9 protein-coding genes are annotated in these 12,580 nt (G+C 61.0%); 3 read left to right on the plus strand and 6 right to left on the minus strand.

Annotated elements, in window-relative coordinates:
• Positions 1-36 precede the first annotated feature (36 nt).
• Complete coding sequence (locus VGI36_15855) at positions 37-1,284, minus strand: D-alanyl-D-alanine carboxypeptidase family protein (protein HEY2486621.1); 1,248 nt, start codon at positions 1,282-1,284, stop codon at positions 37-39.
• A 308-nt stretch (positions 1,285-1,592) separates the two neighbouring features.
• On the opposite strand from VGI36_15855, the gene VGI36_15860 reads away from it, so the two are divergent.
• The 3 genes from VGI36_15860 (at position 1,593) to VGI36_15870 (ending at position 5,797) form a co-directional block, all read left to right on the plus strand.
• The gene (locus VGI36_15860) at positions 1,593-2,903 is read left to right on the plus strand and encodes a glycosyltransferase (GenBank protein ID HEY2486622.1); all 1,311 of its coding nucleotides are present in this window, start codon (positions 1,593-1,595) and stop codon (positions 2,901-2,903) included.
• 217 nt (positions 2,904-3,120) lie between these two features.
• The gene (locus tag VGI36_15865; protein HEY2486623.1) at positions 3,121-3,936 is read left to right on the plus strand and encodes an alpha/beta hydrolase; all 816 of its coding nucleotides are present in this window, start codon (positions 3,121-3,123) and stop codon (positions 3,934-3,936) included.
• A gap of 187 nt (positions 3,937-4,123) precedes the next feature.
• Positions 4,124-5,797, plus strand: a complete 1,674-nt coding sequence (locus VGI36_15870; protein ID HEY2486624.1) for an ATP-dependent DNA ligase — start codon at positions 4,124-4,126, stop codon at positions 5,795-5,797.
• A 278-nt stretch (positions 5,798-6,075) separates the two neighbouring features.
• On the opposite strand, the gene VGI36_15875 is transcribed toward VGI36_15870, so the two are convergent.
• The 5 genes from VGI36_15875 to VGI36_15895 form a co-directional block, all read right to left on the minus strand.
• Complete coding sequence (locus VGI36_15875) at positions 6,076-6,288, minus strand: hypothetical protein (GenBank protein ID HEY2486625.1); 213 nt, start codon at positions 6,286-6,288, stop codon at positions 6,076-6,078.
• Positions 6,289-6,428: 140 nt separating this feature from the next.
• A complete protein-coding gene (locus VGI36_15880; GenBank protein ID HEY2486626.1) occupies positions 6,429-6,995 on the minus strand; it encodes an NUDIX hydrolase in 567 nt (188 codons plus the stop codon).
• A 163-nt stretch (positions 6,996-7,158) separates the two neighbouring features.
• A complete protein-coding gene (locus tag VGI36_15885; GenBank protein HEY2486627.1) occupies positions 7,159-9,741 on the minus strand; it encodes a VWA domain-containing protein in 2,583 nt (860 codons plus the stop codon).
• Between the two features lie 4 nt (positions 9,742-9,745).
• Positions 9,746-11,551, minus strand: a complete 1,806-nt coding sequence (locus VGI36_15890) for a VWA domain-containing protein (protein HEY2486628.1) — start codon at positions 11,549-11,551, stop codon at positions 9,746-9,748.
• 5 nt (positions 11,552-11,556) lie between these two features.
• Positions 11,557-12,456, minus strand: a complete 900-nt coding sequence (locus VGI36_15895) for a DUF58 domain-containing protein (protein ID HEY2486629.1) — start codon at positions 12,454-12,456, stop codon at positions 11,557-11,559.
• Between the last annotated feature and the right edge of the window lie 124 nt (positions 12,457-12,580).

A 12,580-nucleotide genomic window follows, 5' to 3' on the forward strand; every position in this document is an offset into this window, starting at 1 on the left:
CTCCGCGACCCGCCGAACTCCGAGTGCCGCCTGGAACTACTTAACCCTGCGGAAGTGATCTGTCAGACGCTTGAAAAATCCGGCGCTCTGGACCGGCGCCTGGGTAACCACCGGTACGGAATCGATCTGCTTGCCATCCTGGGTGATGGCCAGCTGCCCCACACCCGCGCCTTTGGCAACCGGCGCACTCATGTACTTGGCCGCCGGATTCCAAGCGACATCGATCTTTCCTTCCTCGCCCTTACCAACCGTCACGTAAGTCTCGTGCACCGGGGCAATCGCGACGGTCTCGGCTACTCCATAGAAGACCGGGACAGTCGCGGGCATCACCTTGTGCGCATCGGGCTTGGCCGTCGCGAAGGTGCGAAAGCTCCAGTCGACCAGTTTTTCCGTTTCGACGCGCCGCTTCTCAGAGCTGGGCGTGCCCATTACCGCTGATACCAGGACCATCCCGTTCGACTTCGCCGACGCGACCAGATGGTAGCCAGCCTCTTCGACGTGGCCGGTTTTGATTCCGTCCACGCGTCCATCGTAGAAAAGCAGCGTGTTGAAATTGGGCTGTTTGATTTTGTCGTAGGTAAAGTCCTTCGCCCCTGTATAGGTCAGCGCCTCCGGGTGACGGCGAAGAAGTTCGCAACCGAGTTTCACCATGTCCGCCGCGGTCGTGTACTCGCCCTCAACCGGCAGACCATCGGGATTGGTGAAATGAGTCTCGCTGAGCCCCAATTCTGCCGCCTTCGCGTTCATCTGCGTCGTGAAACCGTCGGGGCTTCCGCCCAGGTATTCGGAGAGCGCTACCGCGGCATCATTGCCGGACGAGACCATCAGCCCGAACAGGAGATCCTGTACGGCGACTTTTTGCCCGACGCCTAGAAACATGCGCGAGACACTTTCATCCATCGAGAGTCTCCAGGCCTGCTCGCTAATCGGCATCATGGTGTCGAGCGTGATGCGCTTTTGTGCCAGCGCATCAAGCACCAGGAAAAAGGTCATGATCTTGGCGAGGCTGGCCGGTTGCATGCGCGCATGTTCGTTATAGGAATACAGAACCGCGCCGGTCTGTTGGTCGACCATCATCGCGGACTTCGCATCGAGCGCGAACGGTGCCGGACGATCGCCGAAGACATGGATATCGGAAAGAGAAACCGCGGGCGCCTCTTGGGACGCAGCCCGGCGCGAGGTGTGCGACCTGGTCCGGGCCGCCCACGCGGACGTTGCCAACAGCGATACTATCAATAAGACGAGCCAGGGAACGCCTCGATAACCGATGAGTCGCGCACGCATTGCTATCCGCTCCGCCTCCACCAATTTGAAGCTACGGTGCGGGGCCCGCGACCGCAAGACCAGCCATCGGATGACGTGAGTTCGAAAGCTGTTGAGAAGAAAACTGCAATGACCTCAATCGCCTCACTTGTCGACTCTGGAAAACCCACCACATACGACGTCAAAACCCAGCGCGGATGGGAGCGGTTGCCAATTTTTTAAAAGTGTCTTCGGACAAAGCTGGGCTGCGGGGTGGCCCGGCGGCCGGCCTGCCGCACGCATCGAGGTTCCCTTTGTACGGCGATGCGGATAAATGAAGTATTTACTCGATGGATATTTCCGTAATCCTCCCGGTCATTAACGAAAGGGAAAATCTTGACATCTTGATCCCGCGCCTCAAGTCGCTGCTCAACAATGCGCGGCTCGTCGGGGAGATTGTGGTGGTCGACGGCGGCTCGAGCGACGGCACCTGCGAGTCCGCCGCCGCTCACGGGGTCCGCGTGGTTTCCGAACGAGGAAAGGGATACGGCGCTGCGATTCAGACCGGATTTGAGGAGGCCCGCGGGGACTGGGTCCTTACGCTCGACGCGGACCTCTCGCACGATCCCGACTTCGTCGCCAAAATGTGGCGCGCGCGCGACCGCGGTGACATCGTGATCGCGTCGCGCTACACGCGCGGCGGAGTGGCCTATACCGACGTGTTTCGCAAAACGCTGAGCCGGCTGCTCAATATGTTTCTGCGCCGTTTCTGGTCGCTACCGGTGCGCGATGTTTCGAGCGGTTACCGCCTTTATCGGCGCGCCGCACTGGAGGGACTCAAACTTACTTCAACCAATTTCGAGGTGCTGGGGGAAATTTTGGTGCGGCTCTACGCGCGCGGTTACGCCGTGGTTGAAGTGCCGTTTACCTACTTCCCGCGCAGGGCGGGACGCTCGCATATCCGCCTGCTTCGCTTCGGCATGGCCCAGTTGCGATCGGCGCTGCGAATGTGGAAGCTGCGTAACTCGCTGGAGTCCGCGGACTATGATGAGCGCGCCTACTACAGCATCATTCCGTTCCAGCGCTATTGGCAGCGCCGCCGTCATTCCATCGCGGTCTCCTGGGCGCGCGGCGCAGGCCGCATCCTCGACGCGGGCTGTGGCTCAAGCCTGATCGTCCAAAGCCTCAACAACGCGGTCGGCATGGAATTCAACTTTGGCAAGTTGCGCTTCCTTCGGCACCACGGAATCCCACTTGCTCGCGGCTCGGCCTTCGCCCTCCCGTTCAAGGACGCGAGCTTCGACTGTGTGATTAGTTCACAGGTAATTGAACATCTCGCCTACGACGAAATCTTGTTTTCCGAAATGCGGCGGGTGTTGCGACCTGGCGGCATGCTGATTCTCGGCACGCCCGACTATGCGACCATCGGATGGCGCATTATCGAGCCGACCTACCGTTTTCTCCTGCCCGGCGGCTACGCCGACGAGCACATCACCCACTATACTCGTGAGAAATTGACCGAGATCCTCATGCGACACGGCTTTGGGGTGGAGGAAACCGCCTACATCGTTCGCAGCGAGTTGATCATGCGATGCCGCAAGCGCGACCTGCCGATCCCGGCACAGCAAAGTGCTCCATCCCCGGAGTCCAGCGCCGCATGATGGGGGAGAGCGACAACGTCCGGTGAACAGCGCGGCGCCGGGGTGTCATTTTCGCTTCGTTTGAGAGAGACTTCTCCGCGAAACCTCGGCGGCAATCGCAGATGGCGCTACGCATTGCGGGGTGACGGCAGGGCGTAACTATACGAGTCCTGATCGTTCCGAATGGAAACCTGGGGACGAATGGTCAGGGCGAACAGACCAGTGCGGAGGATGGCAGATGCCCAAGCTTACGGTTACCGATATCAATGTTCACTACGACGTGAGCGGAGGCGGCGAGCCGCTCCTGATGGTCATGGGATTGGGCGCCAGCTCGGCGGCGTGGGATCCTGAACTGGTGGACGAGTTGGCAAAGTCCTTCCGCACCATCACCTTCGACAATCGCGGTACCGGGCAAAGCGACAAGCCCGACAAGCCCTACTCCATCGAGATGTTCGCCGACGATGCGGCCGGGGTGCTCGACGGGCTGAAGATTCCGCGCGCCCATATTTTTGGAGTCTCGATGGGCGGGATGATCGCCCAGGAGTTCGCGCTCCGCCATCCAGGTCGCACCGGTAGCCTCACACTGGGATGCACGACTGCGGGCGGGTCCCATTCCGTCCCCCCGCCGCCGGAATCGCTCAAGGTGCTGACAGCACCCCGTGAGGGTGTTCCGCCAGAGGACATCATCCGGCGCGGCTGGCCGCTGTCGCTGACGCCGGAGTACATCAGAGATAATCGCGACCGGCTTGAGGCTCGCATCCCGCGGCTGCTTGAGCATCCGACCCCGCCGTTCGCGTTCCAACGGCAGCTCGAAGGAACCTACACGCTCAAGACCTGGGACAGGTTGCCTAACCTCAAGGCACCTACGCTCGTGATAACCGGAGCGAAGGATGTGTTGATCCCTGCGCGCAATTCGGAGCTTCTCGCGGAGCGGATTCCCGGCGCGAAGCTCCATCTCATCGCGAACGCGGGTCACGGTTTTACCACCGAAGGCCGCGATGAGTTCCTGCGCGTCTTTGTGCCGTTCGTGAAATCGCACCCACTCGGAGCTTGAAGGGATCTCCACCTATCGGGAGGGTGGCCACTTTACACGGGGTCCCGGAACGGTCGCGAAGAAACGTGCTCCTCGCCCTCGTGCTATAGCGGTGCCCCGGCGCCCCTGACTCACCGCGGAACGACTAGTTGCGGGAGGCGGCGGCGCCGCTTGCGATTTTGTTAGGCGGGCGCCTTTAATTCCCGAGGTGTCTTCCTTCTACGATTTTGCGCTGGTCTGCCAGGAACTGGGCCAGACTCAGAGTCGCCTGCAGATGGCGGAGGCGGTTGGTACTTTCCTCGCCGCATTGTCGATCGATGAAGCCGAGGTCGCGGCCCGCTTCATGGTGGGACGCGCCCTTGAGCAGGGCGAGGAGAAGCGGCTGCAACTCAGCGGCCGCGCGATTTGGAAAATCGTCGCAGAAATGGTCGGGGTCGAAGATCAAGGCGAGGATATCTTTGCGGCGGCGGAGGACTTCGGAGAGGCGGTCGCGATCATGCTCCGTCGCCGGACAGCGGATCCCGAACCGACCCTGACGATCGGCGAAGTCGATCGCGCCTTTCACGACATCGCGGAGATCGAAGGACGGCACGCGCGCAATCGCAAGCTGGACGCTCTGCGCGCGCTCTTTGCGCGAAGCTCCGCGCTCGAAGGCAAGTACCTGGCCAAAGTGTTGATCCGCGAGATGCGCCATGGAGTGAGCGAAGGCATGATGCTCGAGGCGATCGCGCGGATGGCCAATCGACCGGTTAGCGACGTGCGGCGCATCCATATGCTGGAAGCGGATCTGGGCCGTACCGTCCGGATTCTCCGCGAGGGCGGTGCCCTGCCGAGTGGACCCGGGCGAAGATCGGCGGGGGTGAAACCGCTTAAGCCGATGCTGGCGCAGCCCGCCGCGGACATTGCCGAAGCGTTTGCGATGCTCGGGCCCGAGCTCGCGTTCGAGCACAAACTCGATGGCGCCCGCGTGCAGATCCATCACGGGGAAGGTTCCACGCGCATTTTTTCGCGGCGCATGAATGAAATCACCACAAGCCTGCCGGAAGTGGTCGACACGATCGGGAAGCTTGGGGGGCGTTCGGCGATTCTGGACGGTGAAGTCATCGCGGTCGATTCGCTGGGGCGGCCATTGGCCTTTCAAGAGCTCATGCGCCGTTTTGGGCGTGTCAAGGACATCGAGCGACTGCGCGCTGAGCAGCCGATCAGGCTGCATCTGTTTGATCTGCTCGCGCTCGACAGCGCTCTGATAATCGATCATTCCTATGCGGAGCGCGCCCGCCTGCTCGACGATCTCGCGAGCGCCGCATCGCTGGACACGGTGCAGAGATTGATGACCCCGTCCCTCTCGGAAGCCGAACGGTTTTTCCGCGATGCGATCGCCGCCGGGTACGAAGGTGTCGTCGGGAAGGCGCTGAGGAGCGCGTACATGCCGGGGGTGCGCGGGCGCGGATGGGTGAAGATCAAGCACGCGCGCACGCTCGACCTTGTCATAGTGGCGGCGGACTGGGGCTACGGTCGTCGGCACGGATGGCTCTCTAACTACCATCTGGCGGCGCGCAATGAGCGAACCGGAGGTTTCAGCGAGGTCGGCAAGACCTTCAAAGGATTGACCGACGAACAATTCCGCGAAATGACCGAGCGCTTGCTCGCGTTGAAGATCAGCGAATCACACGGCACGGTCGTGGTGCGGCCCGAGGTTGTGGTCGAAGTAGGGTACAATGATATCCAGCGCAGTCCGCAATATGAAGCAGGGATGGCGCTGCGCTTCGCCCGCATAGTTCGCATCCGCACCGACAAAGCCGTAAGCGAGGCGGACTCCATCGAGGCGGTCGAGCGCGACTTCGAGCGCCAGCTCGTCAGGCCACTGGCCGCCAAGGTCTGATAGAAATAGGTGCAGTACATATTGCGCGACGAGGTCGCAAGACCTCCTTCGCCTTGTTGCGACGACGGAAGCAAACGGCGCGAGATGACGATCAGGCGGGTCGGTGATTGACAGCCCGCGAACTTAAGCGGGCATCACACCCCAGATACCGGGACATTTTCTAGTGTGAGTGCGAAATGATCTTCGTGTGCTGTGCTGCTGATGCGCGGTGGGGAGCCAGGCTCCACGCCCATAAAAAAACGCTCGCCCGAGGCGACTCGGGCTCTTCAAGCATCCGGTCAGTGACTGTTCAGATAGGAAGGCTCGTGGGCGTCCTGCAGGGCCATCGCGATCGCTTCGATCTCACTCTCCCCGAAGTCTTCAAACGCGAATAGCTCGACCGTCTCATCCTGCTCACGCCTTTCATACACGTCGCAGCACCAGCAGTGAGGACCCAGTTGCCGGGTTCGCAAGACAAAGGTGTTGGAGCCTACCACTTCCACCCGTTCCATAATGGCTACCTCCAAATCAGAAAGTGCCGTGGTCGCTGGCCGACCTAGTATGAGAAAAATAGCACGAAAGCGTCAGTCCAGCTAATGCCAAAGCGCGGAAAACGGCTTATTCACGACGTTTTTCAGGATTAGCGCGACTGTTACGATCGCTTGAGCAACCTTGTCCAGTCGGTCAACGCGTCGGCGGTGCTAGAAAATGCGATGGCGTTCCAGGGAATCTCGGGCGGCGCAAAATAACGGACCTCGACGGCTTCGGAAGACAGCGTCGCCGCGCCGCTTTGCGCGTGAGCCAGATACGCAATCAGCTGCGCATTGTGATTTGAAGTATCGGTATACACTCCGAGCAAGCCATCGACGATGGCACGCAACCCGACTTCCTCGCTCGTTTCACGCACGGCTGCGTCGATCGCCCGTTCGCCGAACTCTACGAACCCGCCCGGGAATGTCCATTTGCCCATCGCGGGTTGGTTACCACGCTTCAGCAGCAGCACGCGTCCACCATCAATCACCAGGCATCCCACCGCGAGCTTCGGCGCTGCAAAGAACACGAAACCGCATCGCACGCACACGGGATGTTCATTTCCCTCGGGCAGGATCGGACGGCGCTCCATCGGTCCGCCGCACAAGGGGCAGAAGCGGGCCTCGCGCGGGAAGCGATGCTGCACGCTGTGATTGGGGTGAACTGCTTCCTTGTTGATCCTACTCAACGCCGCCGCCAGTCTGCTGGTCGCTTTTCACTTTCCATCGATGCCGCCCGAGCGCGCGAGCGCCAGCAACGCCGAGGAAAGTAGAAAGCTTAGCTTGTACGAGTCAAACTACCTCGCTGAGCTCCCGAAGGACGAACCGAACCCAAAGTTGGATCGAAGTGAATCACGCAGTCAGCCGCCTCACCAGAGCCTCACCGATGAGGACGATCATCGCGGCGATAATCAGAAACGAGCTCAATGATTCGCGCCGTTCGAGCGTCGGGCGCGAGAGCCCAGTTTCACTGACGCTTGGATTCAAGCGCCCTCCGGTCGCCGATGCGAGTCTTTCCAGTAGGCCGTAGTTCGCTTCGGGTCTTGGCAACTCGGCTAGCACGGCAGGGCTTACCGTGTACGCAAGGGGCGGAAGAGTGGCGGATTTGGATCCGCCCGGCGCGCGCATGGTCAGGTAGTAAGTCCCCGGCACCGGCGCGTCGATCGATCCCGAAAACTCGCCGGGAACCTGCTCCGTCAGAGCTGTCTCGTAACGGATGTTGTTCGGGCCGGTCGCGCTCAGGTTGAGAACGCTGAGACCCTTCCCGAATTCCGAGGAATAATCGTTTAGCTTGATGTTGATGCGCCCGCCCTGGTAACCCAGCGCTACATCGAATTTCTGCGCATTCTGGGTTTCGGGTGTCAGCCAGTTGAAGAGGCGATCCCAGAGTGGGCCGAATACGTTGGACGTCACCCAGTTCCCCGACCATCTTCCGCTCGCATCGGTGGTAACGGCGAGCGTCTTGCCAGCCCCGTACCTAGAGCTTGCGATGAGTGGTTCCCTGGTATCGCCGCGATCGATGTAGGCGCTCACGTTGGTATTCGGCTTGATTTGCGTCGAGACGTAACCTTTGAGCGACGGGAGCTGTTTGCCCGCGAAGTCTTTGAGCACCGGGTCGGGAGAGACGGTGTGCGGGGTGAACTCTTTCGCCTCCTGCATCGTGGTTTCACCACCGTGCTGCTTGAAGTCCGAGACGAAGAGTGCGGGCAGATTCTTGGCGCTCTCGGTCTGATAGAAGGCGCCGCCGCCGTAGCGACTAATCGACCGCAGCAAGTCAAGCCCTTCCATGTCATTGCCGACCGCAATCGCGGAAATGGTGGCGCCGCCTTCGTGATGCATTCGCGAAACGATGTCGTAGTACATCGACGGGGTACCGCCAACTTCCCCGTCGGTCAGGATCACAACGTGTTGGAGTTGCGCGCCGCTCGAGGCAAGCATCCGTTCTGCCTCCTGCAAAGCCGGGAGCAGATAAGTCGTTCCGTGCGCGACGAGCCGGTTGATCATTTGGTTCAGATAGTTCCGGCTTTTGGCGACAGTCTCGAGTGGCACCACGACGAACGGCTGGGAGTCAAAACCGATGACCGCGATCAAATCGGAATCTTTGAGGGTATTACCCACCGTCTCAGCGGCTGCCTTGGCATAGGTCAGCTTGTCGGCGCGCCCCATCGAACCCGACTTGTCGATAATCAGAATCAGAGCACGTTTGCGTTCCTTGCGCTCGGGCGGTTTCATGATGACGGGCATGGCTTTGGCGACCGGACTCGCTTGCCACTGCCCTAGGCCGAAGCTTGCGTCGCCGCCAATCATCGCAAGCGAGCCCCCCCGTTCGACGTAATTGACCAGCGCATCGTGCGCTGCCGGCGTAAACCGTTCGGCGGGCAGATTGTTCAGAAAGACGGCATCGTAGCCGGAGAGACTTCCGTTCCATTGGCCCGAGGTCACCGGCACGACCGACGGATCGAACCCGCGCCGCTGCGCGACGGCCTGGAGGTACGCGGCGTCCTTGCCCGAGTCGGTCAGAATCAAAACCCTGCGTTGAGCACCGACTCCGACCCAGCCCTCCAGAGAATCGTCTTCGAGATACCTGTTCAAGCTCGGATCGTCGGCTTTAAACGTAGCGCGATAAGAGGCGAGTCCGGTCGCCTCGTTATGCACCGGAAAGTCAAAACGCTCAGAGCCACGTTTGAGTGTGACCTTGCGCGCGCTCAGGAGTTCATCACCTCGATAAACATAAATCGTTCCACTGACAGGCCTCGGGTTGAAGTTGTCCATCGTGACGCCTAGCGCGAAGGGCTCGGCTTTTTCCAGCGCCGGCGGCAAAGAAAGTTCGGTCATGGCCACGTTGGGAATCGACGTGGCCCCGGGAGGGGTGAAGACATCAAGCCGGATGCGCGCGGCATATAGCGCGTTGATCGCGCGGGTCGAGTCGCCCAGGTTTTCCCAGCCGTCGGTTACCAGCACGGCGGGGCCGCCCTCGGCTTCGGGATCGGCCGCCAGCCGCAGCAGCGCAGCTTCCAGGTTGGTGTGCGCCGGTGCGCAGCTATCGCAGGCGGTCGACTCAAAGTCTGCTTCCACTTCACCAATCGTCCTAGAAACGGCCGAGGATGCGAACATGAATGCGGGATCCGCCGGACGGAGTTTCAAATCGTCCTTGAGCAGATGCACGGTCCAGGCACGCATCTGGGGCGTGATGCTCTCGGAGGCATCGACCACGGCCGGTTGCGCGGCACCCTCAAAACGCATCACCTTCTCCGGATTCGCGATTGCGAGGACGAACAGGGACAATGCGATCACGCGCAGCAGAGGTGCCCAGATCTTGATCCATTCGCGCGCGTTCCACAGCGACCACGCCAAAACAATCGCTGGAATCGCGAGCAGATAGAGTGTCGCAGGCCGTGCCAGCGAAAGATCGCCGATAAGGGCGTGAAGGTCCATTCGGCTACGCCTCGAGCACCCTCCGTCGGCGGCGGTAAATCAGCATCGCTTCCAACGCACCCAGTGCGAGAATCGTCCCAAGCACCCATGCGCTCATCGAGGCTTTTTCGGTGAACTGCTGGTTCGGAGAGGCCGAGCCTCGTTCTTCAACCTTTAACGGCGGCGTATCCTGGAAATTGGATACCGTCAGGTTGTCAAGGTTCACGGCGCGGGGGGTGGCCGGAATATCAGGGCCGGAGAGTTCATAGATCCCCTGCGAACCAACGTCCGTGAACAGCGTTCCCGGGGTAGCCTTTACCTTCTTGCCCGACGGAAGCGTTATGGTTTCGACCCCGGCGGGTGTCAGCCATGGCTGCCCGGTACGAAAGCCCGCGCTGCTGGTACCGAGGCCGGCGAGGTAGCTCAGGATGTTGAGCGTCAGCACGGACATCGGCAGGTTGCGCCGGCCGAGATAAGGGAACGGATTGAAGCCGGTCGCGATATATCGGTGACCTTGACGTTCGCCGCGCAAAAGCAGCCCGCCCCCTTGTCCCGAAACCACCGCGGCCATCCACGGGTGCTCACCCAGGAACTCGCCTTGCGAGATATTCAACAGCCGGAAGTTCACGGAATCGGTCAGTTGGTCGGTGTCGCGCCACTGGGCGACTTGGATTCCTGCCGCCGGTGTCACCGTAAAATCGAAAACCGGATCCCCCGGCGGCGGGACCACCAGCAGCGAGTTAACCCCCGGGAGTTCCTTGGGCGCCGAGTACTCGAAGACTGCGAGGTCGGCGTTTTTCAAATCCTCAGGAGCAAAGGAACCGGGCGCTACGGTTTTGACCGACACTCCGGGAATTGAATCGAGCCCCGCGGACTCGGCGGCGGAAGGGGTAACAAAGAGGATGGAAACCTCCTTGACCGATCCGCTGGTCGCGTACGCGACGTTGTCGAGCGGGAAGGCGTCGTCGGGTTTCAGCACCGCGCGGTAGACGCGGGCCGGCCTGAGCGCGGGGAACTCCAGCGAACCGGTTTCGCCGGCTGCCAGGGTTTCGTGCGCATCGCCGAGTTGATTCCCATCGCCCTCGACGATGACCTCAACCCGCTTTGGCTGAGATGAGAAATTGGCGACCGTGATCTGCGCGCGAAGCGCTTCCTGGCCAAACACCTCGCGGCGCAAACCGAATGAACCGAGCGCGAGGTTGGAAATCGTATCGTCCACCAGGATTGAATCGATGGTTGCGGGTACGGGCGGTGCGATCGCCTGGCCGCCCACGAAAATTATCCTGCTGAAGCGCCCTTCCGCGGCCAGTGAGCTCAGCAACGCTGCTACCGAGTTACTGTCGTTGGGGGCGTCGGTCGGCTCCATTCGGTGAATAGCGAGCAAGGCCTCGGCATGGGAATTGAAGGGCGGCGCGATGCGATGCGGCGCGGGGGCCGTCGCAAAGATGGTAATCGTGCCGTTACCATCAGTCGCTGACAGCCTGCTCTGCGCTTTACTAATCGCGTCTTTAAAGCGGGTCACGCCGGAATCGAGCCTAACATGCATTGCCGCTGAGTTGTCGATCACCAGCGCGATCGGGCTGCTCTTGCGAATAAGGTAGGGCCCCGCCATCGCCAGTACCGCCAGCAACAGCAGGACCAGCTCGACCAGGAACATCCAGTCGAAACGAGGCCGTCCGCCGAAGCGTTCCTTGCGCAGGCCGCGCAGCGCGCGAAACGCGAGCACGCTCGAGACGACCACACGCGCAGGGCGTTCGCGCGCCAAGTAGGCGAGCACGAGCGCGGGCACGATCGCGAGAAAGACGAGAGCTCCGGGATACAGCAGCCCCATAGGACTCAATGTGCGAGGCCCAGTTCGGCGACCGCGCGCAAGAAAAACGATTGGAACTCACGATCGGTCACGTACAGCGAATAGTGTAAACCCCGCTTGAGGCAGAACGAACGGATCTCGCGCGTGAGCCGCATCAGCGTCTCCTGGTATTGCTCACGCTCGCGGGCCCCGATCGCGACCCGCACCCGCTCGCCGGATTCGGAGTCGATCACTTCGACATCACCGTCGAGTCCATGCCCCTTAAGCTCACGTCCCCCAAGAATCTGCACGGCGGTGAGATCCATCGATGCCGCCAGGAATAAGCCGAGTCCTTTGGTCACCGAGTTGAGCATCATCAGAAAATCGGAGATGACGAAGACCTTCCCTGCGCGCCGAATTGAGAGCATCTCGCGGGCGAGGACCTGCGCGAAATCATATTGCCCGCCAGGCGAAACCTCGCGCAGCTTGCGCGCCAACTCCACAATTCGATGGCGTCCGTGCACGAATGCGGGCGCCAGCCCCCGGGCGCTACCGCCGAGCACCCGAATCATCACGCGGTCGCCCGATCCCAACGCGACGTAGGCGAGCGCTAGCGCGGTTGCCACCGCGTATTCAAATTTGCCGTCACCCGCCGGATAGGTCATCGATGCGCTGGCATCGAGGAATATGTAGGTGAGCAGGTCCTCTTCTTCCTTGAACAGCTTGATGTAGTACTTGTCGGTGCGTCCGTAGAGTCCCCAGTCGATGTGGCGAAAATCGTCGCCCGGCGCATAATGGCGGTAGTCGTTGAACTCCAGTGAGGACCCCCGTTTGGGCGAAAGATGAGCGCCCTTGCCTATGCCCGCGTATTGCCGGCGAGTGCGAATGCGGAGTTCTTCCAGCCGCGCAAGAAAGTGGGCCGTAAACTGGTCGGGAAGATCGAACATCGCCCGCGCTTAAGTCGCGTTAACCTCCGCCCAGCTGGTTTGGGGTTTTGTCAAACGTCTCGCCGCCATCATTAACGGAGCATCACACTGGCGGGGTACGGAGAATGATTTTCATCTGGCTCCC

This window comes from Candidatus Binataceae bacterium, from assembly GCA_036495685.1.
In the GTDB taxonomy this organism is placed as follows: Bacteria; Desulfobacterota; Binatia; order Binatales; family Binataceae; genus JAFAHS01.

Coding starts and splice junctions, on each gene's coding strand:
- VGI36_15855 (HEY2486621.1), bottom strand. CDS start 1,284: ATGCGTGCGCGACTCATCGGTTATCGAGGCGTTCCCTGGCTCGTCTTA.
- VGI36_15860 (HEY2486622.1), top strand. CDS start 1,593: ATGGATATTTCCGTAATCCTCCCGGTCATTAACGAAAGGGAAAATCTT.
- VGI36_15865 (HEY2486623.1), top strand. CDS start 3,121: ATGCCCAAGCTTACGGTTACCGATATCAATGTTCACTACGACGTGAGC.
- VGI36_15875 (HEY2486625.1), bottom strand. CDS start 6,288: ATGGAACGGGTGGAAGTGGTAGGCTCCAACACCTTTGTCTTGCGAACC.
- VGI36_15885 (HEY2486627.1), bottom strand. CDS start 9,741: ATGGACCTTCACGCCCTTATCGGCGATCTTTCGCTGGCACGGCCTGCG.
- VGI36_15890 (HEY2486628.1), bottom strand. CDS start 11,551: ATGGGGCTGCTGTATCCCGGAGCTCTCGTCTTTCTCGCGATCGTGCCC.
- VGI36_15895 (HEY2486629.1), bottom strand. CDS start 12,456: ATGTTCGATCTTCCCGACCAGTTTACGGCCCACTTTCTTGCGCGGCTG.